The sequence below is a fragment of the Streptomyces ficellus genome, from assembly GCF_009739905.1.
Lineage (GTDB): Bacteria > Actinomycetota > Actinomycetes > Streptomycetales > Streptomycetaceae > Streptomyces > Streptomyces ficellus_A.
In genome coordinates this window covers 2852614-2874168 of the sequence record NZ_CP034279.1, presented here as the reverse complement: position 1 = coordinate 2874168, position 21555 = coordinate 2852614, and the positions used below count along the sequence as shown (strand labels likewise).

Sequence of the window (21555 nt, the reverse complement as noted above, 5' to 3'; positions counted from 1 at the left end):
GTGCGTCAGGTCAGCGGGACCGTCTCGGGCGTGTCCGCGGACCAGGCGGTCAGCGGGGTGAAGCCGCGGTGCCCGCACTCGCCGAACACCGTGACCGGCCGCCCGCCGGACAGCGCGGCCAGCCGCCACAGGCCGGGCCGGCCGAGCGCGGCCGGGGTGACCGGCAGCGCGGAGCCCCCGCCCGCGTCGGCCAGCAGCCAGGGGCCGTCCTGGGACGGCACGGGTATGACGCCGGTCAGCGTCACCGGCCAGGAGTCGAGCCACGGGTCTTCCCGCAGCGCCGCCCCGTACGCGGCCGGGGCGTCCGCCACGGACCCGCCCGGAGGCGGACCGGTGTCGGGCACGGGCGGGGAGAACCGCTCGCCCAGCTCGGCCCTCAGCTGCCCCGCGCCCGTGTGGTACCTGACCTCGGCGTCGAGGGCCAGGCCCACGGGCAGGGCGAGGGCGGGCGCCCGGCCGGCCGCGCCGAAGGAGAGCAGCAGGGCCGTGCGCCCGCTGCCCCGCCCGTGGAGCCAGACGCGCCGCGTGGTCAGCCTGCCGTCGCCGGTGTCGTACTGGGCGAGGACCGACCACTGGTCGCGCACGACGGGCCCGTCGGCGGGCGCGGTCAGACCGACCCGGGTGCGGACGGTGGCGGCCAGCGGCTCCGGCAGCCGCTCGACGTCCAGCCAGGCGCGGTCGAGGAGATGGGTCAGCGCGCACTCCTCCAGCAGCCGCACGGGCCAGTCCGGCCCGGAGCCCGGTATCGCCCCGAGCTCCCTGACCCGGCCGGCGAGGCCGGGTGCCTGCGCGTCGACCATCCGGGCGGCGGTCTCCTCCCAGAGCCCGTACCCCGAGCGGTCGGCGGCGGCGAGCCCGCCGCGCAGCAGGTCGGCCAGCCGCTGCTCCAGCTCCTCGGCCCCCGCGGTGATCCGCGCCGCCCGCTGCTGGGCCCGGCGCCGTGCCGCCTCCGGGTCGGCGGGCTTCGCGGGCGGGCCGCCCCCCGCCCGGTCCCCCTGTCCGGCCGCCGCTCGTGTGCGGCGCCCGGCCAGCCACTGCCCGGCCCAGTCCGGCACGTCGGAGCCGCGCAGGGGCTCCCCGTCCGCGGCCCACAGGAGCAGCAGCCCCAGCGCGTGCTTGCACGGGAACTTCCGGCTCGGGCAACTGCACCTGTACGCCGGACCCGTGGTGTCGACGACCGTCTGGTACGGCTTGCCGCCGCTGCCCCTGCACAGCCCCCACACCGCGCCCGAGCCGTCGCTCCCGCCGCCCGACCACGGCCCTGCCGTGCCGAGCTTGCTTCCCGCTCTGCGTGAGGCGTCGTCAGGAGCCAGGGCCAGCACCTGTTCCGCCGTCCAGCGCACCCCCTGCTGATTCATGTGAACGACCGTAGGTCCCCCCACTGACAATCGATCCTGACCAGCGGATTCGCCGGGACGCACGTCAGTTGACTTTGCCTTCCCTTTACTGTTTTCTGCCCTTGACGCAGTCAACTCACCCGGGGGGTCAGCCACATGAACCGCACCAGCCGCACCAGCCGCACCATCGCGTCGGCGCTCGTCGCCGGCGGACTCGTGCTCGGGCTCGGCGCCTGCTCCGCCGTCGCGGACGAGGCCGCCAAGCAGGTCGAGAAGGAAGTGAACGAGCAGTACGAGGTGACGTACGAGATCACCGGCAAGGGAATCGACTCGATCGACTACCACACCGACGGCGGGGACGCGACGACGCCGAAGATCGAGTCGGTCAAGAAGCCCGCCCTGCCGTGGAAGAAGACCGTGAAGCTCCGCGGCCTGCTGCCGCCCGGCGTGCTCCCGGTCGCCGTCGACCCCGCGGGCGTCGAGATGAGCTGCAAGATCACCTACAAGGGCAAGGTCATCCAGGAGCAGACCGCCAAGGGCATGGCCGCCGCCACCGGCTGCATCGCCGTGTCGCCCGTCGCCGGCTGACGCTCCCCCAACCGGAGCCGCACACCGGCCGATTGTCAGTGGCATGGTGCACGGTGGATCCCACACCCGGTCGCACATGATCTGGAGGGGGATCCATCACCGTGCCCGCAATCACCGAAGCCGCCGAAGCCACCGAGCCCGTCGAGGAAGCCGCCGGAGCGGCATCCCGTGACGAGGCCCTGCGCCCGCACGCCGAGGACGCGTTCGCGCACGAGCTGACGGCACTGGCGGCCGCCGACGACCGGCCCCGCCCGGCCCGCTGGCGGCTCTCACCGTGGGCCGTCGCCACCTACCTCCTCGGCGGCACCCTGCCCGACGGCACCGTGATCACACCGAAGTACGTGGGGCCGCGCCGGATCGTCGAAGTCGCCGTCACCACCCTCGCCACCGACCGCGCCCTGCTGCTGCTCGGCGTCCCCGGCACCGCGAAGACCTGGGTCTCCGAACACCTCGCCGCAGCCGTCAGCGGCGACTCGACCCTCCTGGTGCAGGGCACGGCCGGCACCCCCGAGGAAGCCATCCGGTACGGATGGAACTACGCGCGGCTGCTCGCCCACGGACCCAGCCGGGACGCCCTCGTGCCCAGTCCGGTGATGCGCGCCATGGCCGAGGGCGCGACCGCCCGCGTCGAGGAGCTCACCCGCATCCCCGCCGACGTACAGGACACCCTGATCACGATCCTGTCCGAGAAGACCCTGCCGATCCCCGAACTCGGCCAGGAGGTGCAGGCGGTCCGCGGCTTCAACCTCATCGCCACCGCCAACGACCGCGACCGCGGGGTCAACGAGCTGTCCAGCGCGCTGCGCCGCCGCTTCAACACGGTCGTCCTCCCGCTGCCCGCCACGGCGGACGCCGAGGTCGACATCGTCTCCCGCCGCGTCGACCAGATGGGGCGGTCCCTCGACCTGCCCGCGGCTCCCGAGGGCATCGACGAGATCCGCCGGGTCGTCACCGTCTTCCGCGAACTGCGCGACGGCGTGACGACCGACGGCCGTACCAAGGTCAAGTCCCCCTCGGGGACGCTGTCCACGGCCGAGGCGATCTCCGTCGTCACCGGCGGTCTCGCCCTCGCGGCGCACTTCGGCGACGGCGTGCTGCGCCCCGCCGACGTGGCCGCCGGCATCCTCGGCGCCGTCGTCCGCGACCCGGCCGCCGACCGCGTCGTCTGGCAGGAGTACCTGGAGACGGTCGTCCGCGAACGGGACGGCTGGAAGGACTTCTACCGCGCCTGCCGAGAGGTGTCGGCATGACCGCGAGCACCATGCGGACGGGCACCACCGGGCCCCTGCTCCTCGGTGTCCGCCACCACGGCCCCGGATCGGCCCGGGCCGTGCGGGCCGCGCTCGACGCGGCCGGGCCCACCGCCGTACTGATCGAGGGCCCGCCCGAGGGGGACGCCCTCCTGCCGCTCGCCGCCGACGAGCGGATGAGCCCGCCGGTCGCGCTGCTCGCGCACGCGGTCGACGACCCCGGGCGCGCGTCGTTCTGGCCGATGGCCGAGTTCTCGCCCGAGTGGGTCGCCATCCGCTGGGCGCTCGCCCACGGGGCGGAGGTCCGCTTCATCGACCTGCCCGCCACCCACACCCTCGCCATGGCGAAGGACCCGACCTGGCGGGACGGCGAGGGCGAGGAGGCGGACGGCGGGGACACGGACGGGCAGGGGTACGGCCTGCGCGTCGACCCCATCGCCGTGCTCGCCGAGACCGCCGGGTACGACGACCCCGAGCGCTGGTGGGAGGACGTCATCGAGCACCGGGGCACCGGCGCCGCGCCCAACGGACCACCGGGCGCCGGCGACCTCGGCCCGGGCGCCGGCGAACCCGACCCCCTCGCCGTCTTCTCCGGCCTCGCCGACGCGATGGCGGCGCTGCGCGAGACCTACGGACACGGCGGGCACGACCGCGACCTCGTCCGCGAGGCCCACATGCGCCTCCAGCTCCGCGCCGCGCGCAAGGCGCACGGGGACGGCGTGGCCGTCGTCTGCGGCGCCTGGCACGTACCGGCACTGGCCGAGAAGACCACCGTCACCGCCGACCGGGCGCTCCTCAAGGGGCTGCCCAAGGTCAGGACCGACGTCACCTGGGTGCCCTGGACCCACCGCAGGCTCGCCCGGCACAGCGGCTACGGCGCCGGCATCGACTCGCCCGGCTGGTACGGGCACCTGTTCTCCGCGCCCGACCGGCCGGTCGAGCGCTGGATGACCAAGGTCGCCGGTCTCCTGCGCGACGAGGACCGGACGGTCTCGTCGGCCCATGTGATCGAGGCCGTACGGCTCGCCGGGACGCTCGCCGCCATGCGCGGGCGTCCCCTCGCCGGGCTGACCGAGACCGTCGACGCCGTACGGGCGGTGATGTGCGAGGGCTCCGACGTGCCGCTCGGCCTCATCACCGACCGGCTGATCATCGGCGACGCCCTCGGAGAGGTACCCGACAGCGCCCCCGCAGTCCCGCTCCAGCGCGACCTCACCCGTCTCCAGCGCACCCTGCGCCTCAAGCCCGAGGCCCTGGAACGCGAGCTGGACCTGGACCTGCGCAAGGACACCGACGCCGCGCGCAGCCGCCTGCTGCACCGGCTCCGGCTGCTGGGCGTCGACTGGGGCGAGCCGTCCGGCGGGCGCGCCGGCACCGGCACGTTCCGGGAGGGCTGGCGGCTGCGCTGGGAGCCCGAACTGCACGTGAAGGTCGCCGAAGCCGGCGTATGGGGCACCACCGTGCTCGCGGCCGCCACCGCCAGGGCCCGGGCGGACGCCGCCTCGGCGACCGCGCTCGCCGAGATCACGGCCCTCGCCGAACGGTGCCTGCTGGCCGGCCTCCCCGACGCGCTGCCCGTGGTGATGCGGGCCCTCGCCGACCGGGCCGCGCTCGACGCGGACGTCGGCCACCTCGCCCAGGCCCTCCCCGCCCTGGCCCGCTCCCTGCGCTACGGCGACGTGCGGTCCACGGACACCGCCGCGCTCGCGAAGGTCGCCACCGGGCTGGCCCTGCGGATCTGCGTCGGCCTGCCGCCCGCGTGCACGGGCCTCGACGCGGACGGCGCGGACGAGATGCGCGGCCACCTCGACGCCGTCCACACCGCGGTCCGGCTCCTGCCGGGCACGGCGGACGGGAGCGGGGACACCGGCGAGGACGTCACCGCCCGGTGGGCCGCCGTCCTGCACAGGCTCGCGGCGCGGGACAGCGTTCCCGGCGTGATCCGGGGGCGGGCCGCCCGGCTGCTGCTGGACGACGGCCGGCTCGCCCCGGACGAGGCCGCCCGGCTGATGGGGCTCGCCCTCTCGCCCGGCACCCCGCCCGCCGGGGCGGCCGCGTGGATCGAGGGGTTCGTCGGCGGCGGCACGTCCCACCCCGGCGGCGGGATGCTGCTCGTGCACGACGAGCGGCTGCTCGGCCTGGTCGACGCCTGGCTCACCGGAGTCCCGGCGGAGGCGTTCACCGATGTGCTGCCGCTGCTGCGGCGCACCTTCTCGGCGTACGAACCGGGCGTCCGGCGCACGCTGGGCGAGCTGGTGCGGCGCGGCCCGTCACCCCAGGGGCCGTCCCGCGCGGGCGCCGCCCCGCCCGGCTTCGCGGCCGGACTGGACGAGCGGCGGGCGGACGCGGTGCTGCCCCTGCTGCGGCTGCTGCTGGGCGCGGCCGGGGACGACGACAACGAACTCTTGGGGGCCGGACGGTGAGTGAGGACGAGCGGCTGCGGCGCTGGCGCCTGGTGCTGGGCGGGGGAGCGGCCGACGGGACGGGCCACGCGCTCACCGGGAACGACGCCGCCATGGACGGCACCCTGGCCGCGCTCTACGGGGAGAGGAGCGGCAGGGGACGCGGCGGACGGGACCGTTCGGCGGGGCTCGGCGCGTCGGCGCCGTCCGTGGCCCGCTGGCTCGGCGACATCCGTACGTACTTCCCCAGCCCGGTCGTCCAGGTGATGCAGCGGGACGCGATCGACCGGCTCGGCCTGTCGGCGCTCCTGCTGGAGCCCGAGATGCTGGAGGCCGTCGAGGCGGACGTCCACCTCGTCGGCACCCTCCTGTCGCTCAACAAGGCGATGCCCGAGACGACCAAGGAGACGGCCCGGGCGGTCGTGCGCAAGGTCGTCGAGGACCTGGAGAAGCGGCTCGCGACCCGCACCCGGGCCACGCTCAACGGCGCGCTCGACCGCAGCGCGCGCGTCGCCCGGCCGCGCCACCGGGACATCGACTGGGACCGCACCATCCGGGCGAACCTCAAGAACTACCTCCCGGAACACCGCACGGTCGTCCCCGAGCGCCTCATCGGGTACGGGCGGGCGGCCCAGTCCGTGAAGAAGGACGTGGTGCTCTGCATCGACCAGTCGGGTTCGATGGCGGCGTCCGTCGTCTACGCCTCGGTCTTCGGCGCCGTGCTGGCATCCATGCGGTCCCTCGCGACCCGGCTCGTCGTCTTCGACACGGCCGTCGTGGACCTCACCGACCAGCTCGACGACCCCGTGGACGTCCTCTTCGGCACCCAGCTCGGCGGCGGCACCGACATCAACCGGGCGCTGGCGTATTGCCAGTCGCGGATCACACGCCCCGCCGACACCGTCGTCGTCCTCATCAGCGACCTGTACGAGGGCGGCATACGCGACGAGATGCTGAAGCGGGTGGCGGCGATGAAGGCCTCGGGCGTGCAGTTCGTGACGCTGCTCGCCCTCTCCGACGAGGGGGCACCGTCGTACGACCGGGAGCACGCGGCGGCGCTCGCGGCGCTCGGCGCTCCGGCGTTCGCCTGCACCCCGGACCTCTTCCCGGAGGTGATGGCCGCGGCGATCGAGAAGCGCCCCCTGCCCCTGCCGGACACGGCCACCGCGTAGGGCGGGTCCGGGGCCGGGGCGGGGGCGGGTCCGGGGCGGGCCGGCCGGGGACGTATGGCGACCGGCGCGCCGGTCCGGTGGGCGACGCGCCTGGTCCGGTACGAAATCCGCAGCAAAGGGCGGTCTCACAGACCGTGGGACCGCCCCGATGAGGTGCGTGCTTGTGACAGGTATCACCGCTCAGGTGTGATCTGCGATTTAGGTGCCCCGGTCTCCCGGGGATAACCTGCGAGACGGACATGCCGCGTCCACGGACACCGTGTACGCCTCCCTTGTGACAGCGCAGTCACGTTGCCCTCCGCGGCACGCCCACGCAGACAACGAACCGCGATCACCAGAAAAGGGACGGACGCGCGTGGACCTGTTCGAGTACCAGGCGAGGGACCTCTTCGCCAAGCACGGTGTACCGGTGCTGGCCGGTGAAGTCATCGACACGCCTGAGGCGGCGCGCGAGGCGACGGAGCGACTGGGCGGCCGTTCGGTCGTCAAGGCGCAGGTGAAGGTCGGCGGCCGCGGCAAGGCCGGCGGCGTCAAGCTCGCCGCGACGCCGGACGAGGCCGTCGCCCGCGCGACGGACATCCTCGGCATGGACATCAAGGGCCACACGGTCCACAAGGTGATGATCGCCGAGACGGCACCCGAGATCGCCGAGGAGTACTACGTCTCGTACCTCCTCGACCGCACCAACCGCACCTTCCTCGCCATGGCCTCCGTCGAGGGCGGCATGGACATCGAGGAAGTCGCGGCCACCAAGCCCGAGGCCCTGGCGAAGATCCCGGTCGACGCCAACGAGGGTGTCACCGAGGCCAAGGCCCGCGAGATCGTCGAGGCCGCCAAGTTCCCGGCCGCGGTCAAGGACCAGGTCGCCGAGATCCTGGTGACCCTGTGGAAGACCTTCGTCGCCGAGGACGCCCTCCTCGTCGAGGTCAACCCGCTGGCCAAGGTCGCTGACGGCCGTGTCATCGCGCTGGACGGCAAGGTGTCGCTCGACGCCAACGCCGACTTCCGCCAGCCGGAGCACGAGGCGCTCGAGGACAAGGCCGCAGCCAACCCGCTCGAGGCTGCCGCCAAGGCCAAGAACCTCAACTACGTGAAGCTCGACGGCGAGGTCGGCATCATCGGCAACGGCGCGGGTCTGGTCATGTCGACCCTCGACGTCGTCGCGTACGCCGGTGAGGCGCACGGCGGCGTGAAGCCGGCCAACTTCCTCGACATCGGTGGCGGCGCGTCCGCCCAGGTGATGGCGAACGGCCTGGAGATCATCCTCGGCGACCCGGACGTCAAGTCCGTCTTCGTCAACGTCTTCGGTGGCATCACCGCCTGTGACGAGGTCGCCAACGGCATCGTCCAGGCGCTGAAGCTGCTCGCCGACAAGGGCGAGGACGTCACCAAGCCGCTGGTCGTGCGCCTCGACGGCAACAACGCGGAGCTGGGTCGCAAGATCCTGTCCGACGCCAACCACCCGCTCGTGCAGCGCGTGGACACCATGGACGGCGCGGCCGACAAGGCCGCCGAGCTCGCGGCTGCGAAGTAAGGGACGAGGTCAGAAACACATGGCTATCTTCCTGACCAAGGAAAGCAAGGTCATCGTCCAGGGCATGACCGGTGCCACGGGCATGAAGCACACCAAGCTCATGCTGGGTGACGGCACCAACATCGTCGGTGGCGTCAACCCGCGCAAGGCGGGCACCTCCGTCGACTTCGACGGCACCGAGGTCCCCGTCTTCGGCTCCGTCGCCGAGGCGATGGAGAAGACCGGCGCCGACGTCTCCGTCCTCTTCGTGCCGCCGGCCTTCGCCAAGGCCGCCGTCGTCGAGGCCATCGACGCCGAGATCCCGCTGGCCGTCGTGATCACCGAGGGCATCGCGGTGCACGACTCCGCCGCGTTCTACGCGTACGCCGTCGAGAAGGGCAACAAGACCCGGATCATCGGCCCGAACTGCCCCGGCCTGATCACGCCGGGCCAGTCCAACGCCGGCATCATCCCGGGCGACATCACCAAGCCCGGCCGGATCGGCCTGGTGTCCAAGTCGGGCACGCTGACCTACCAGATGATGTACGAGCTGCGGGACATCGGCTTCTCGTCGGCCGTCGGCATCGGTGGCGACCCGGTCATCGGCACCACCCACATCGACGCGCTCGCGGCCTTCGAGGCCGACCCCGAGACCGAGCTGATCGTGATGATCGGTGAGATCGGTGGCGACGCGGAGGAGCGGGCGGCCGACTTCATCAAGGCCAACGTCACCAAGCCGGTCGTCGGCTACGTCGCGGGCTTCACCGCCCCCGAGGGCAAGACGATGGGTCACGCCGGTGCGATCGTGTCCGGTTCGTCCGGCACCGCGCAGGCGAAGAAGGAGGCCCTCGAGGCCGCGGGCGTGAAGGTCGGCAAGACCCCGACCGAGACGGCCAAGCTGGCGCGCGCGATCCTCGCGGGCTGAACGGCCGCCACCGTCTGAACGGTACGAGGCGAGGGCCCGCCCCCGGACGTCACACAGACGTCCGGGGGCGGGCCCTCGTCGTACCCGGGCCCGCGTCAGTGCGGGTCGGGCACCAGGCGGGCCGGGCCGGTGACCGGTTCGGCGTGCAGCCGGGCCCGCAGCGCCTCGCGCTGGGGGGTCAGCCGCTGTGGACCGCTGAGTGCCGGGACGCCGTCGACCGCCTCGCCCGGTGCCAGCGGCGGAACGTACGAGGTCGGCGCGGTGGCCAGGGTGAACGCGGTCGCGCCGACGACCAGCACCGTGAGCGCGACGGCCGCCCTGGTCCAGAACGTCGCCCGGCGCTCACTGCCGGTGCGTACCGTCCGGGGCGGGGCCAGCACCATGGCCGGGCCCTTGGTGAGCAGCGAGACCAGGCGCTGGTGCAGGACCTCCGGGTCGGCCAGTTCGGGAATCCGCTCGGCCAGCAGCTCGCGGGCGTGCAGGACGCGGTTCCCGGCGGCGGGGGTGCTCGCCTCGGTCTCGGCGGCCGTCTCCGGCAGGTCCAGGCCGAGGCCGTCGTACAGCAGCAGCGTGCGCCGGTACGCGGGCGGCAGCTCCAGCAGCGCGCCGCGCACCGCCTGGGCGGACTGGTCGGTGGACGGGGCGTCGGGCTGCCGGTGCGAACGGCGCAGCCGGTGCCACGGCGACAGCGCGTACTCGTGCATCGCCGCCCTCACCCAGCCGGCCGGGTCACGGTCGACCGCGACCTCGGGCCAGCGCTCCCAGGCCAGGTGGAAGGCGTACTCGACGGCCTCGCGGGACAGCCGGCGCCGCCCGGTGAGCAGGTACGCCTGCTGTACGAGGCCGGGGGCGGCGTACTCGTACAGCGCGTCGAACGCGGCGAAGGCGTCGGCGGGGGTGGCGGGTTCGGCGGGGGTCGCGGGGGTCGCGGGGGTGGCGGAAGCGGCAGGTGAGGCCTCCGCCGCGGCGGGCGGGCGCTCCGGCTCCTCCGGCTCCTCCTGCTCCCGCTCCTGCTCCCGCTTCGGCTTCGACGTCGGCTTCGACATGGGCTCGGGGGCGGGTCCGGGCTCGGGTCTGCGCGCGGGCCCGCCCGCCGGGGCGGGGGCCGTGGCTCCGGTGGGCCGCACTCCTGCGGGGCGCACAGCAGCTTGACGTACGCCTCCCGTTTGCGCCCGCGCGGGTTGGTGCGCCCGGTCTCCCAGGAACGCACCGTCGCGCGGGTCACCCCGACCTGCTGGGCGAGCTGTTCCTCGGTCATGGACATCGCCTCGCGCAGCCGGCGCCGCTCCTTGGGAGTGGGCAGCGGGGGCGCGTTACGGGTGGCAGCGCTCGTGGCCGTGGTCTGGGTCATGGCCGGCTCCCGGCAGGGCTGCACTCGACGAAAAAGTACATAACCGTATATTGCGCGCCACACCGGCCATTCTGTCGTTACGCGGATCAAGCGCGTGTCGTTGGCAGCATGGCGCCGTGACCGAAGCGACCGATCACCCGCCGGCCCTCGTGCAGGGCGGCCGGACCGCCGTACTGGCCGGGACCTGTGTGCGCGGCGCGCTCGCCGCCGGGCTCGGTCTCGGCTCCGTCACCGTCCTGGTGATGGCGATGTGGATCAGCTCCCCGTACCCGGACAGCGGCCCCGGCGGCGCCCTGCACGTCGCCGCGGGCGTCTGGCTGCTCGCCCACGGCGCCGAACTCGTGCGCCCCGCGACGCTCGGAGGAACGCCCGCACCGGTGGGCCTGGTCCCGCTGTTGCTGATGGTGCTGCCGGTGTGGCTGGTGTACCGGTCCGCCCGCGACGCGGCCGAGCCCGGCGCGGGACGCCCCCGGCCGTCGGCGGGCGGCGCGGTCGCCGCCGTGACCGCCGGCTACCTCGCGGTCGCGGCGGGCGCGCTCGGGTACGCGAGGGGCGGGCCGCTGCCCGCCGATCCCCTCGGCGCCGCGCTGCACGTTCCGCCGCTGGTGGCGCTCGCCGCCGCGGCCGGGGTGTGGACCGCGCAAGGGCGCCCCACCGGTCCGCTCCCGGCCTGGGTGCCGCAGCGGGTCCGTGTCGGGCTCGCCCGCTCGCGGACGGCCGTCGCGTTCCGGGCCGCGCGCCTCGGGCTGGCCGTGCTGACCGGCGGGGGAGCGGTGCTGGTCGCGGTGTCGCTGGTGTGGCACGCGGGCGCCGCGCGCGCGTCGTTGCTGAGCCTGTCCGGTGTCTGGTCGGGCCGGACGGTGCTCGTGCTGCTCGCCGTCGCGCTGCTGCCGAACGCCGCGGTGTGGGGCGCGGCGTACGGGCTCGGGCCGGGCTTCCTGCTCGGTACGGGGCTGACCGCGACGCCGCTCGGGGTGACCGGGGTGGCCGGGCTGCCCCCCTTCCCGCTGCTCGCCGCGGTTCCGTCGGACGGGCGCGGGACGTGGCTGAACTGGACGGCCGCGGTGGTGCCCCTGGCGGCGGGCGTCGCGGTCGGCTGGTTCTGCGGAGGGCGGGCCTGGGACGGTCGTGCGCGTGGCGACACCGGTACGCCGGGGGACACGGTGACGCGCGGCCCGGGCCTGCGGGACGTGGCGCTCGCCGCGCTGCTGGCGGCCGTGCTGACCGGAGCGGCCCTGGCGGGGCTCGCCGCGATGGCGGGCGGACCGCTGGGCACCGGGCGCCTCGGGGCGTTCGGCCCGGTGTGGTGGCGCGTGGGCGGGGCGGCCGTGGCGTGGACCGCGGGGCTGGGCCTACCGGTGGCGCTGGTGCTGCGGGTGTGGCGTCGGCGGGGCGAGCGCGGTCCGGCGGAGGAGCCGCCGGAGCCCGCCCCCGCGAAGGCGCCCGCCCCCGCGAAGGCGCCCGCCCCCGCGAAGGCGTCCGCCCCCGCGAAGGCGTCCGCCCCCGCCCCGGCGCAGGCCCCGCTCCCCGGAACCGGCTCCGGAACCGGCTCCGCTTCCGCGCCGGTTCTGGACACCGCTGGTGCCCGTGACGCGGGGCGGTCGCGGGAACGGCCCGCCCCGGAGGACGACCCGGGCGACCCGGCGTTCGAGCCCTACGACTTCCTGCCCGCCGCGTGGGAGGACCCGACGGCGCGCGAGGCCCGGTGGACGGCGCTCAAGGAGGCCTCGGGCAGTTTCATGGCGGCGTTCCCACCGGCCCCCGCCTCACCCCCGCCCGCGACTCCGGAGCAGCCCGCGACTCCCGAGCCGCAGGACGCGGACGAGCCGCAGGACGCGGACGAGCCGCCCGCCGAGGAGCCCACCGTGTCGCCGGACGCGCCGGAGGCCCCCGGTCCCGACGACCAAGGGCCTCCCGCGCAGACCTGATTCAGGCCGTCACACCGTCACACCACTCGTCACTCCTGGACGCCGAAGACGTCGCGCAGCGGCTCCGGGAGCATCTGGTTGCAGGACAGCTGGCCCGTCTTGGTCAGGGCGTCGTCCACGCACGCGTAGTAGTCGCGGTAGACGAGCTGGATGGTGAACGTCGCCGCCACGATCATCAGCGCGAGCGCCGCCGTGACCAGGCCGCTCACCGCGGCGGTCGTCTGCGGGCGGCCGGTGCCGGCCTGCGGGCCGCCGGCGGTGGCGGCGGCGCCGGGAGCCCCGGGGGTGCCCGCGGCTCCGGTCAGGGCGCCGCCGCGGGACCCGGCGGCGTCGCCGGCCGCGGCGGTCCGGGCGCCGGCGGGGCGGGCCTTGCCGCGCAGGGAGCTGATGCCCCAGTACAGCGCCAGGGCGCCCAGCAGCAGGCCGATCTCCGGGAAGTCGAAGATCGCGAAGAAGAACGCCCACATGCCCGCCAGCAGCGCGTACCGCGCACGCCGCTGCGCCGGGTCGGTCGGGTCCCAGCGCGGGGCGGGCGTCTCGGGCCCGCGCCGGCCGCCGCCCGGCTGGTCACCGCTCGGGCGGTTGCCGAAGCCGCCGGAGGAGCGCCCCGGCTGCCGCGGGCTCCACTGGCCGCCCCAGGCCGGGCGGTCCCGCCCCGGTTCCCCGGAGGAGCCGTCGGAGCCCTGCGAGGACCCGTCGCGGTCGCCGTCGTCGCCCGGGGGACGACGCGGCTGCCAGGGCTGGTCCGGCCTGCCCTCCGGCGGCGGCGCGAACGGATTGTTCTCGTCCCTGGGCTCCGTGGACTGGCGTTCCCGCGGCAGGAGGTGGATGGCCGTGCGGCGGCGTCGGTCCGGCATGTGGTGAACGTCTTCCCCTCAGACCCCGGATCGGCGCGACTGCGCGGGCGGGGGTCTCGTGTCGTCGTGTCCGTCCGTTCGGGGACGGCCCTGCCTCAGACGCTACCCCCCGGCCCCGCCCCCGTCCCGTGGGGGCGGCTCGGTGTGCCGGTATCGTTGCTGACGGTCGGCTCTCTCGTAGAGTTCCCCGTATCGAGGGGCCCGATTCATTCGTACGACCATACAAAGCAACGCGAAAAGGGTTTCCCCGTGGCTGCCGCCCGCCTCGTCGTCCTGGTCTCCGGATCAGGGACGAACCTGCAAGCTCTCCTCGACGCCATCGCCGCCGATCCGCACGGCTTCGGTGCGGAGATCGTCGCCGTCGGTGCCGACCGCGACGGCATCGCGGGTCTGGAGCGGGCGGAGCGTGCCGGGCTGCCCACCTTCGTGTGCCGGGTGAAGGACCACGCCACCCGCGACGAGTGGGACCACGCGCTGACGGAGGCCACCGCCGCGTACGAGCCGGACCTCGTCGTCTCGGCCGGGTTCATGAAGATCCTGGGCAGGGAGTTCCTGGCCCGCTTCGGCGGCCGGATCGTCAACACCCACCCGGCCCTGCTGCCCAGTTTTCCCGGTGCCCACGGAGTGCGGGACGCGCTCGCGCACGGCGTGAAGGTCACCGGATGCACCGTCCACTTCGTCGACGACGGCGTCGACACCGGCCCGATCATCGCCCAGGGCGCGGTGGAGGTCGTGGAAGAGGACTCGGAGGAGGGCGAAGCCGCTCTCCACGAGCGCATCAAGGAAGTCGAGCGCGCGCTGCTCGTCGAGGTCGTGGGGCGTCTGGCCCGGCACGGCTACCGCATTGAGGGACGAAAGGTTCATGTCGGTGAATAAGCCCATCCGTCGAGCGTTGATCAGTGTCTACGACAAGACGGGGCTCGAGGAGCTCGCCCGAGGGCTGCACGAAGGCGGCGTCGAGCTGGTCTCCACCGGCTCCACCGCCGCGAGGATCGCCGGCGCGGGTGTGCCGGTCACCAAGGTCGAGGAGCTGACCGGCTTCCCCGAGTGCCTGGACGGCCGCGTCAAGACCCTGCACCCGCGCGTGCACGCCGGCATCCTCGCCGACCTGCGCCTGGACGCGCACCGCGAGCAGCTCACCGAGCTGGGCGTGGAGCCGTTCGAGCTGGTCGTGGTGAACCTGTACCCGTTCCGCGAGACGGTCGCCTCGGGGGCGACGCCCGACGAGTGCGTCGAGCAGATCGACATCGGCGGCCCGTCCATGGTCCGCGCCGCCGCCAAGAACCACCCCTCCGTCGCCGTGGTCACCTCCCCGGCCCGGTACGGCGACGTCCTCGACGCCGTCAGGGCGGGCGGTTTCGACCTGACCGCCCGCAAGCGCCTGGCCGCGGAGGCGTTCCAGCACACCGCCGCGTACGACGTCGCCGTCGCCGCCTGGTTCGCCGACGAGTACGCCGCCGCCGACGCCAGCGGCTTCCCCGACTTCGCCGGCACGACGTACACCCGGAGCAACGTCCTGCGCTACGGCGAGAACCCGCACCAGGGTGCCGCGCTGTACGTCGACGGCACCGGCGGTCTCGCGCAGGCCGAGCAGCTGCACGGCAAGGAGATGTCGTACAACAACTACACGGACACCGACGCCGCGCGCCGGGCCGCGTACGACCACGACGAGCCGTGCGTCGCGATCATCAAGCACGCCAACCCGTGCGGCATCGCGGTCGGCGCCGACGTCGCCGAGGCGCACCGCAAGGCCCACGCCTGCGACCCGCTCTCCGCGTTCGGCGGTGTGATCGCGGTCAACCGCCCGGTGTCGGTGGCGATGGCCGAGCAGGTCGCCGAGATCTTCACCGAGGTCATCGTCGCCCCCGGCTACGAGGACGGCGCGGTCGAGGTGCTGGCCCGCAAGAAGAACATCCGCGTGCTGCGCGCCGAGGGCGCCCCCGCGGGCCACGTCGAGGTCAAGCCCATCGACGGCGGCGCGCTGCTCCAGGTCACCGACCGCCTCCAGGCCGACGGCGACGACCCGGCCAACTGGACCCTCGCCACCGGCGAGGCGCTGTCCCCGGCCGAACTGGCCGAGTTGTCCTTCGCCTGGAAGGCCTGCCGCGCCGTCAAGTCCAACGCCATCCTGCTCGCCAAGGACGGCGCCAGCGTCGGCGTCGGCATGGGCCAGGTCAACCGCGTCGACAGCGCCAAGCTCGCCGTCGAGCGGGCCGGCGAGGAGCGGGCCCGTGGCTCGTACGCCGCGTCCGACGCGTTCTTCCCCTTCCCCGACGGCCTGGAGATCCTCACCGCGGCGGGCGTCAAGGCCGTGGTCCAGCCGGGCGGTTCCGTCCGCGACGAGCTGGTCGTCGAGGCGGCGAAGAAGGCGGGCGTGACGATGTACTTCACCGGCACGCGCCACTTCTTCCACTGACCCGGGCGACTGACCGGGACGACCGACCCGGTGAACGGCCGAAGGCCGTAACCCCCGCCGCGAAGCGGGTGTTACGGCCTTCGTGCGTGAGGCGCGCGTATCAGTAGCGCGGGCGGTTGAACCACGCGGTGGCGCTGCTGTTGACCATGGAGGCGAGGATGATGCCGCCGATGGCCAGACCGATGATGCCGCCGACCGCCGCGCTGGCCGTGCCGTTGGCGAAGTTGCCCAGGCTCAGCAGGATGAACAGCGCGGAGTAGACGATGGTCGCCACCCGGACGCCGTTGCCGCCCTTGGAGAACTTGGCACCCAGGATGATCGCCCACACGGCGAAGGCGATCAGGATCAGGACGATGACGAAGCCGAGACCGGCGAAGACGCTGGCCTCCTCGCCGACGCCGGCCGAGTTGGCGACGTCCTGCGCGGCCGCGATCGCGATGGCGGCGATGATGCCGCCGATGATCTGGAGGCCCGCGACGATGAAGAGCAGGACGCGCGCCGTCTGCATCAGGCCCGGCATCGTCATCGGGGCGCCGCCCGGGTAACCGCCGCCGTAGGCGGGGGGCGGGGGCGGGGCGGCCGGGTAGCCGTAGCCGGGCTGCTGGGGCTGGCCCTGCTGGGGGTAGCCGTAACCGGGCTGCTGGGGCTGGCCCTGCTGGCCGTAAGGATTGTTCGGGTCGCCGAAGCTCATGGCGGGTTTCCTCCGTTGATGTGCGGGGACGGCGCGGCCCGCGCGGAGGAACTTCACGTACTTTGAGCGGTTTTGCCCCCCGGCACTGCCCGCGGCACTGCGCGGATCATCGTCGTCGTACCGTCGACTTTTTGTCCAGTCGGAATAACAGAGTGTTGTGCAAGTGCAACCTCCCCGGACGGGCGCCGGAGGTTTGCCGGGGGCGTGGGCGCACGGCGGGGCGCACGCGAATTGGAACCGGGGCGGGGTCATCCGCGAGGATGGGCACATGACCGCCCAGATTCTCGATGGCAAGGCCACCGCCGCCGCGATCAAGTCCGACCTGACCGCCCGCGTGGCGGACCTCAAGGCCCAGGGCATCACCCCCGGCCTCGGCACCATCCTGGTCGGCGACGACCCGGGCAGCCAGAAGTACGTCGCGGGCAAGCACCGCGACTGCGCGCAGGTGGGCATCGCCTCCATCCAGCGCGAACTGCCCGCCACCGCCACGCAGGACGAGATCGAGGCGGTCGTCCGCGAACTGAACGAGGACCCCGCCTGCACCGGCTACATCGTGCAGCTCCCGCTCCCCAAGGGCATCGACGAGAACCGCATCCTCGAACTCATGGACCCCGCCAAGGACGCGGACGGGCTGCACCCGATGAACCTCGGCCGTCTGGTGCTCAACGAGCCCGCGCCGCTGCCCTGCACGCCCAACGGCATCATCACACTGCTGCGCGCCCACGGCGTCGAGATCCGCGGCGCCGAGGTCGTGGTCGTCGGCCGCGGTACGACCATCGGGCGCCCGATGCCGCTGCTCCTCACCCGCAAGTCGGAGAACGCGACGGTCACGCAGTGCCACACCGGTACGCGGGACCTCTCCGCGCACCTGCGGCGGGCCGACATCATCGTCGCCGCGGCGGGCGTACCGCACCTGATCAAGCCCGAGGACGTCAAGCCGGGCGCGGCGGTGCTGGACGTGGGCGTCAGCCGTGACGAGAGCGGAAAGATCATGGGCGACGTGCACCCGGGCGTCAACGAGGTCGCCGGCTGGCGCGCCCCGAACCCGGGCGGCGTCGGCCCGATGACGCGGGCCCAGCTGCTGGTCAACGTCGTCGAGGCGGCCGAGCGCGCCGCTGCCGCCACCGCGAGCTGAGCCGGACCGAAAGAGGGCGACCCCATGGGTGTACGGGCGAACGACGACTCCGCCGCCACCCCGGCCGGGACCGACGAGGGCGGTGCCGGCACGGGTGCCGGCGAAGGCGGCCGTCGTCCCGCTGACGGCTCCGACGGCTCGCACGGTACGGCGGACGGTACGACGGCCGGCGCGCCGACCGACGCGGCGGCTCCGTCCACCCGCGCCGCGGCCACGGGCCGTCCCGGCTCCGGGTCGCGGCGGCCGCCCACCGTCACGCGGGACACCGCGCGCCCCGAGGGCGGCGGGCGGGCCGCGCCCGGGGACGCTCCGGCGCCCGCGCGGCAGTGGCCGCTGCTCACCGTGCTCGGTCTGACCGCGCTCGGGTTGCTGATCGTCGGGTCCGACCTCTTCCCGCACGCGCCCCGCATCGGGACGATGCTCATCGGCGTCGCCCTGCTCACCGGTGCGGCCATACGGCGCGCCCTGCCCTCCGTGGGGATGCTCGCCGTCCGGTCGCGCTTCACCGACATGGCCGCGTACGGCGTGCTCGGCACGGGCATCGTGCTGCTGGCGCTGATGACCCAGCCGTCCCCGTGGCTGGAGATCCCCTTCCTCGAGGACGCCGTCCGGTTCGCGGTCCGCTGAGGCCGGTCCCGCCCGGAGCCGTACGCCCGCCCCGCCACTCTCGCGACCCCGCCCCGCCACCCGCGGCTCGCCGCGCGTCGCGGGGCGGTGTCCGTCCCGGCGACTTACCTTGACGAAAGAGACATGTCGTCGCCGCGCGAGAGGGACGTACCGCCTCATGTCCAAGATCAAGGTTGCCCGCCCCGTCGTCGAGCTCGACGGTGACGAGATGGCCCGCATCGTCTGGCGGTTCATCAGGGACCGGCTGGTCCTGCCGTACCTCGATGTCGACCTGAAGTACTTCGACCTGGGCATCCAGAACCGCGACGCCACCCGTGACCGGGTGACCGTCGACGCGGCCGAAGCCGTCGGGGAGCACGGCGTCGGCGTCAAGTGCCCCACCGTCACGCCCGACGAGGCGCGCGTCGAGGAGTTCGGGCTCAGGGCGATGTACCGCCCGCCGGGGGACACCGTCCGCGAGGTGCTCGGCGGCGGCGCGGTCTTCCGCGAGCCGGTCGTCATGGGCAACGTGCCGCGGCGCGTCCCGGGCTGGACGCGGCCGGTCGTCGTCGGCCGCCACGCCTTCGGCGACCAGTACCGCGCCACCGACCTCAAGGTCCCCGGCCCCGGCACGCTCACCATGACCTTCACGCCGCAGGACGGCTCCGACCCGGTCGAGCTGGAGGTGTACGAGTTCCCCGGCCCGGGCGTCGCCCTGTCGATGTACAACCTCGACCGGTCGGTCCGCGACTTCGCGCGGGCCTCCTTCCGCTACGGCCTGGCCCACGGCTACCCGGTGTACCTGGCGACGAAGAACACGGTCCTGAAGCGGTACGACGGGCGCTTCAAGGACGTCTTCCAGGAGGTGTTCGACGCCGAGTTCCGGGCCGACTACGACGCGGCGGGCCTGACGTACGGACACCGCCTCGTCGAGGACATGGCCGCATCGGTCCTGAAGGGGGAGGGCGGTTGCGTCTGGGCGTGCAAGAACTACGACGGGGACGTCCAGTCCGGCGCCGTCGCCGGGGGCTTCGGCTCGCCCGGGCTGTCGACCGACGTCCTGGTGCCGCCCGACGGACGGACCCTGCTGGCGGAGCCCGCGCACGGCACGGTCACCCGCCACTACCGCCGCCACCAGCAGGGCCGGTCCACCTCGACCAACCCGGTCGCGTCGGTCCTCGCCTGGACCCGGGCCCTCGCGCACCGCGGTGCCCTGGACGGTACGCCGGAGGTGACCGGGTTCGCGCGGGCGCTGTGGGAGGTCTGCGTCGAGACGGTCGAGAGCGGCCGGATGACCCGGGACCTGGCCGAGCTGATCTCCCCGGACCACCCGTGGCTGACCACGGAGCAGTTCCTCGACGTGCTCGACACCGCCGTCCAGAAGCGGACCCTGTCGATGGGGCTCGCACCGATGTGACCGGTCGCCCCGCCTGCTCGGCCTCGCGACCGGTGGTGTGACACGCGGCACCCCGGCCGCGGCGCCCGTCCTCTCCCCCGAGCAGGACGGGCGCCGTGACCTGCGTAAGAGCGTCATGCACGCGCCAAGCCCGATCAATACATGTCCGGCGCCTGTGGCACGGAGGTGACCATTCCGGCATGGTGTGATCGACGCGCAACGGATGCGAAACTGGGGCGGCACTCGGGACAGGGGCGCGTAAGGGGGCACGCCCATGTTCCGAATGCGCCCGTGCGCCCCCGGTTCAGGAACTGACATCCTGGCTCCGCGCATCCCTCCCGGTGGACTCCGCACGAGCCCCGAGAGACGTCAGGGGGCACGCAGCGCGGGGAGCACATCAGGCACGTACGGGGGGACAAGGGGGAAGCAATGCCTCGTTGGAAGGCGCTACCGGAAGAACTCGACCCGCAGGTCAAGGAGTTCGCGAGTCAGCTGCGCCGGCTGGTGGACCGCAGTGGTCTGAGCGTCGCCGCGGTCTCGGACCGCACCGGTTACAGCAAGACGTCGTGGGAGCGCTATCTGAACGGGCGGCTTCTCGCGCCCAAGGGGGCGATCGTCGCGCTCGCCGAGGTGACCGGGACGAACCCGATGCACCTCACGACCATGTGGGAGCTCGCGGAGCGCGCCTGGAGCCGCGCCGAGATGCGCCACGACATGACGATGGAGGCCATACGGATCTCGCAGGCCCGGGCCGCGCTGGGTGAGTTCGGCGGCACGGCCGGCCCGGGCGCCGACGGCTCGTCCCGGGTGAAGGCGGCGCCGGGGCCCGGCTCCGCCGACCCGGCCGCGGGCCGCGGTACGGGACCGGCCGCGGGACGTGCGGCCGAGCAGGGCACCGGCCGGGCCGGGCGTCCTTCCGTGATACCGCCCGACGGTGGCCCCAACGGGCCCGCCCGCCGTGGCCCGGCCGCTTCCCCGGCGGCGCCCGCCCCGAAGCCCGCGCCCGCGTCCTCCGCGCCGCGGGGTGGTGGGCGCAAGGTGGCCATGATCGTCGCCGCTGTGGTCGGCGTCCTGCTGGTGATAGCCGCCGCCGTCCTCCTGGGCGGCCTCGGAGGCGACGACGACCCCGGAAAGAACGTCGCCCAGTCGCCGTCGGCCACCCCCAGCACCAGTGCCTCGAAGGCGCTGCCCGCCGGGGTGAAGTGCAGCGGCGACGACTGCACGGGCCAGGACCCGGAGGCCATGGGCTGCGGCGGCGAGTTCGCCACCACGACGTCCTCGGCGACGGTCGGCACCAGCAAGGTCGAGGTCCGCTACAGCAAGACGTGCGGAGCGGCCTGGGCCCGTATCAGCCAGGCGGTGGCGGGCGACAAGGTCACCATCAGCGCGGGCGGCGAGACGCAGAACGGCGCGGTGAAGATCGACAAGGACGCCTACACGCCCATGGTCGCCGCGGCCGACGGCGCCGAGCCGGAGGCCTGCGCCACGCTGGCGAGCGGCACGAAGGGCTGCACGGAGTCGCCGTGACCCCCCGGCGCCGCCGCCACCCGGACGACCTGGCTCGGGCCCGCCGTCACCCGGGCCCGCCGTCACCCGGGCCCGCGGTGAGCCGGACCCCGCCGGGACCCGCATGCCTGTGACCCGGACCCGCCCCGGCTCAGGCCCACCGCCCGTGGCCCGGGCGACCGCGGTGGCTCGCGACCGCCGTGGGCCGGACCGACCGTGTTCCAGGCCCACGCCCCAAGCACCGGCCCCACGACCCGGACCCCACGCCCGTCACCCGGGCGACCGCCGTGACCCGGACCCACATCCCACCCCACGCCCCGCCCCCGCTCGCCATCCGGACGGCGGCCGTGAGCCGGGACACAAGGGGGCGGGGGTTGAGGGGGGTCCGGGTCGGATAGCCTGACCGCTGGATATCTCTTCACGTCGAGACACCGATCGATCAGCAGGGATGTCCAGCACCAGGGGCAGGGACCCCCACCGCC

The 21555-nt window shown here is 74.1% G+C and carries 17 protein-coding genes and 1 pseudogene; 13 read left to right on the top strand and 5 right to left on the bottom strand.

Annotation, left to right across the window (positions count from 1 at the left end; translation table 11 throughout):
* Positions 1–5 precede the first annotated feature (5 nt).
* Entirely contained in the window at positions 6–1358 is a 1353-nt protein-coding gene (locus tag EIZ62_RS12400; protein WP_208827892.1) for an SWIM zinc finger family protein, read from the bottom strand.
* A 135-nt stretch (positions 1359–1493) separates the two neighbouring features.
* Between EIZ62_RS12400 and EIZ62_RS12395 the strand changes: the two genes are divergently transcribed.
* From EIZ62_RS12395 to sucD, 6 genes are all read left to right on the top strand, one after another.
* Positions 1494–1925: an MmpS family transport accessory protein gene (locus tag EIZ62_RS12395; protein ID WP_156692769.1), complete on the top strand. Its 432-nt coding sequence runs from the start codon at positions 1494–1496 to the stop codon at positions 1923–1925.
* 95 nt (positions 1926–2020) lie between these two features.
* Entirely contained in the window at positions 2021–3175 is a 1155-nt protein-coding gene (locus EIZ62_RS12390) for an ATP-binding protein (protein WP_425281873.1), read from the top strand.
* Positions 3172–5598 (top strand): DUF5682 family protein, encoded by a 2427-nt coding sequence (locus EIZ62_RS12385; RefSeq protein ID WP_156692768.1) that lies wholly within the window; start codon positions 3172–3174, stop codon positions 5596–5598. Before EIZ62_RS12390 ends, EIZ62_RS12385 begins: the two co-directional genes overlap by 4 nt.
* Complete coding sequence (locus EIZ62_RS12380; protein ID WP_156692767.1) at positions 5595–6749, top strand: VWA domain-containing protein; 1155 nt, start codon at positions 5595–5597, stop codon at positions 6747–6749. Before EIZ62_RS12385 ends, EIZ62_RS12380 begins: the two co-directional genes overlap by 4 nt.
* A gap of 355 nt (positions 6750–7104) precedes the next feature.
* Complete coding sequence (gene sucC / locus EIZ62_RS12375; protein WP_156692766.1) at positions 7105–8283, top strand: ADP-forming succinate--CoA ligase subunit beta; 1179 nt, start codon at positions 7105–7107, stop codon at positions 8281–8283.
* A gap of 19 nt (positions 8284–8302) precedes the next feature.
* Positions 8303–9187, top strand: coding sequence for a succinate--CoA ligase subunit alpha (gene sucD / locus EIZ62_RS12370; protein WP_156692765.1), 885 nt, complete (start codon positions 8303–8305; stop codon positions 9185–9187).
* 95 nt (positions 9188–9282) lie between these two features.
* Here sucD and EIZ62_RS12365 read toward each other — a convergent pair whose 3' ends face one another.
* Together EIZ62_RS12365 and EIZ62_RS32430 are read right to left on the bottom strand one after the other, a co-directional pair.
* On the bottom strand, positions 9283–10233 hold the full coding sequence (locus tag EIZ62_RS12365) for a sigma factor-like helix-turn-helix DNA-binding protein (RefSeq protein ID WP_244375646.1): 951 nt from the start codon (positions 10231–10233) through the stop codon (positions 9283–9285).
* A gap of 140 nt (positions 10234–10373) precedes the next feature.
* Positions 10374–10445, bottom strand: a pseudogene (locus EIZ62_RS32430) (helix-turn-helix domain-containing protein); the annotation flags it as partial.
* 209 nt (positions 10446–10654) lie between these two features.
* Here EIZ62_RS32430 and EIZ62_RS12360 point away from each other — a divergent pair.
* Positions 10655–12466, top strand: coding sequence for a cell division protein PerM (locus EIZ62_RS12360; protein ID WP_156692764.1), 1812 nt, complete (start codon positions 10655–10657; stop codon positions 12464–12466).
* Between the two features lie 29 nt (positions 12467–12495).
* Here the strand turns inward: EIZ62_RS12360 and EIZ62_RS12355 are convergent, their stop codons facing one another.
* Complete coding sequence (locus EIZ62_RS12355; protein WP_156692763.1) at positions 12496–13323, bottom strand: hypothetical protein; 828 nt, start codon at positions 13321–13323, stop codon at positions 12496–12498.
* Positions 13324–13572: 249 nt separating this feature from the next.
* Here EIZ62_RS12355 and purN point away from each other — a divergent pair, with 249 nt between their 5' ends.
* Together purN and purH are read left to right on the top strand one after the other, a co-directional pair.
* Positions 13573–14199, top strand: coding sequence for a phosphoribosylglycinamide formyltransferase (purN, locus tag EIZ62_RS12350; RefSeq protein ID WP_156692762.1), 627 nt, complete (start codon positions 13573–13575; stop codon positions 14197–14199).
* Complete coding sequence (gene purH / locus EIZ62_RS12345; protein ID WP_156692761.1) at positions 14186–15739, top strand: bifunctional phosphoribosylaminoimidazolecarboxamide formyltransferase/IMP cyclohydrolase; 1554 nt, start codon at positions 14186–14188, stop codon at positions 15737–15739. The genes purN and purH overlap by 14 nt, the downstream gene beginning before the upstream one ends.
* Before the next feature lie 100 nt (positions 15740–15839).
* On the opposite strand, the gene EIZ62_RS12340 is transcribed toward purH, so the two are convergent.
* Positions 15840–16430, bottom strand: a complete 591-nt coding sequence (locus EIZ62_RS12340; protein ID WP_156692760.1) for a hypothetical protein — start codon at positions 16428–16430, stop codon at positions 15840–15842.
* A 268-nt stretch (positions 16431–16698) separates the two neighbouring features.
* Between EIZ62_RS12340 and EIZ62_RS12335 the strand changes: the two genes are divergently transcribed.
* From EIZ62_RS12335 to EIZ62_RS12320, 4 genes are all read left to right on the top strand, one after another.
* The gene (locus EIZ62_RS12335; RefSeq protein ID WP_156692759.1) at positions 16699–17565 is read left to right on the top strand and encodes a bifunctional methylenetetrahydrofolate dehydrogenase/methenyltetrahydrofolate cyclohydrolase; all 867 of its coding nucleotides are present in this window, start codon (positions 16699–16701) and stop codon (positions 17563–17565) included.
* 24 nt (positions 17566–17589) lie between these two features.
* Complete coding sequence (locus EIZ62_RS12330; protein ID WP_156692758.1) at positions 17590–18192, top strand: DUF3017 domain-containing protein; 603 nt, start codon at positions 17590–17592, stop codon at positions 18190–18192.
* A gap of 157 nt (positions 18193–18349) precedes the next feature.
* Positions 18350–19588, top strand: coding sequence for an NADP-dependent isocitrate dehydrogenase (locus EIZ62_RS12325; protein ID WP_156692757.1), 1239 nt, complete (start codon positions 18350–18352; stop codon positions 19586–19588).
* A 408-nt stretch (positions 19589–19996) separates the two neighbouring features.
* Positions 19997–21094 (top strand): XRE family transcriptional regulator, encoded by a 1098-nt coding sequence (locus EIZ62_RS12320; RefSeq protein ID WP_156692756.1) that lies wholly within the window; start codon positions 19997–19999, stop codon positions 21092–21094.
* Positions 21095–21555: the final 461 nt, after the last annotated feature.

Coding starts and splice junctions, on each gene's coding strand:
- EIZ62_RS12325 (WP_156692757.1), top strand. CDS start 18,350: ATGTCCAAGATCAAGGTTGCCCGCCCCGTCGTCGAGCTCGACGGTGAC.
- EIZ62_RS12320 (WP_156692756.1), top strand. CDS start 19,997: ATGCCTCGTTGGAAGGCGCTACCGGAAGAACTCGACCCGCAGGTCAAG.
- EIZ62_RS12330 (WP_156692758.1), top strand. CDS start 17,590: ATGGGTGTACGGGCGAACGACGACTCCGCCGCCACCCCGGCCGGGACC.
- EIZ62_RS12365 (WP_244375646.1), bottom strand. CDS start 10,233: ATGTCGAAGCCGACGTCGAAGCCGAAGCGGGAGCAGGAGCGGGAGCAG.
- EIZ62_RS12340 (WP_156692760.1), bottom strand. CDS start 16,430: ATGAGCTTCGGCGACCCGAACAATCCTTACGGCCAGCAGGGCCAGCCC.
- EIZ62_RS12400 (WP_208827892.1), bottom strand. CDS start 1,358: ATGAATCAGCAGGGGGTGCGCTGGACGGCGGAACAGGTGCTGGCCCTG.
- EIZ62_RS12355 (WP_156692763.1), bottom strand. CDS start 13,323: ATGCCGGACCGACGCCGCCGCACGGCCATCCACCTCCTGCCGCGGGAA.
- EIZ62_RS12335 (WP_156692759.1), top strand. CDS start 16,699: ATGACCGCCCAGATTCTCGATGGCAAGGCCACCGCCGCCGCGATCAAG.
- EIZ62_RS12395 (WP_156692769.1), top strand. CDS start 1,494: ATGAACCGCACCAGCCGCACCAGCCGCACCATCGCGTCGGCGCTCGTC.
- sucD (WP_156692765.1), top strand. CDS start 8,303: ATGGCTATCTTCCTGACCAAGGAAAGCAAGGTCATCGTCCAGGGCATG.
- purH (WP_156692761.1), top strand. CDS start 14,186: ATGTCGGTGAATAAGCCCATCCGTCGAGCGTTGATCAGTGTCTACGAC.
- EIZ62_RS12385 (WP_156692768.1), top strand. CDS start 3,172: ATGACCGCGAGCACCATGCGGACGGGCACCACCGGGCCCCTGCTCCTC.